This is a genomic window from Chitinivorax sp. B (assembly GCF_005503445.1).
Classification (GTDB): domain Bacteria; phylum Pseudomonadota; class Gammaproteobacteria; order Burkholderiales; family SCOH01; genus Chitinivorax.
Genome location: NZ_SCOH01000165.1, coordinates 1 through 1,136 on the forward strand (window position 1 = coordinate 1; position 1,136 = coordinate 1,136).

At 58.1% G+C, this 1,136-nt stretch carries 1 protein-coding gene; it reads right to left on the bottom strand.

Going from position 1 to position 1,136, the window contains the following annotated elements; all coding sequences use genetic code 11:
- On the bottom strand, positions 1–1,136 hold a 1,136-nt coding region (locus FFS57_RS25565; RefSeq protein WP_502705946.1), incomplete at both ends, for an Ig-like domain-containing protein.

A 1,136-nucleotide genomic window follows, 5' to 3' on the forward strand; every position in this document is an offset into this window, starting at 1 on the left:
CCACTGCCACTGATGCTGGCCAGGGTACCTGCCGCCGTACCTGTCGTCGTCAACGTGAAGTCGCTCAGGTCGACACCGGTGACGCTCTCGCTGAATACCACCGTATAGGTCGCACTGCTTGCATTGGCCGCCGATGCCGAGCTGCTGGCGTTCACTGTCGGTATAACCAGATCTACCGCCCGTGCGGTGCCACTGAAGCCACCGCTCACCGCGTTGTTGATGGCATCGACAATACCCGTGCCGTTGCTGTTCAAATCCACTGCCATGGTACCGCTGCCGCTGATGCCATTGACGGTAATGGTATAGGTGGTGCCACTGCCACTGATGCTGGCCAGGGCGCCCGCCGCCGTACCTGTCGTCGTCAACGTGAAGTCGCTCAGGTCGACACCGGTGACGCTCTCGCTGAACACCACCGTATAGGTTGCGCTGCTTCCATTAGCCGCCGATGCTGAGCTGCTTGAAGTTACAGTCGGAGCCACGGCATCGATCACAATATTCTTGTTCACCCCCAGTGAACCCGATGCCCCCGGGCTGGCCAAAGTCAGGTCCGCCGAATTGCCGGAGGTATCCAGAATGCTGCCGCTGTTCAACGACAATGCAGAACTGGACAGGTAATCCAGATCACTCGTCACATCTCCACTCTGCACTGTGTACAGGAAAGTCAAGGTACTGGTGCCTGAACCACTGCTGTATACCGCCAACCGATCGGTACTACCTGTCTCCAGTGTCAGATTGGGTAAACCGGTGACCGTGACGGTTTCGCTGAAAGAAACCGTAATGGTGATGGTATCGCCTGCTTTATAGCTACCATTGGCCGTGCTGGCTGTCACATTGGTGACACTTGGCACTACAAAGTCAACTGTGCGGGCGGTACCGCTGAAGCCACCACTGATGGCATTGCCATTGGCATCGATGATACTGGTCCCCGCGCCATTCAGATCCACCGCCATGGTGCCACTGCCGCTGATACCATTGACGGTGATGGTATAGGTGGTGCCACTGCCACTGATGCTGGCCAGGGTACCTGCCGCCGTACCTGTCGTCGTCAACGTGAAGTCGCTCAGGTCGACACCGGTGACGCTCTCGCTGAACACCACCGTATAGGTCGCGCTGCTTGCATTGCCGGCACTGGCCGA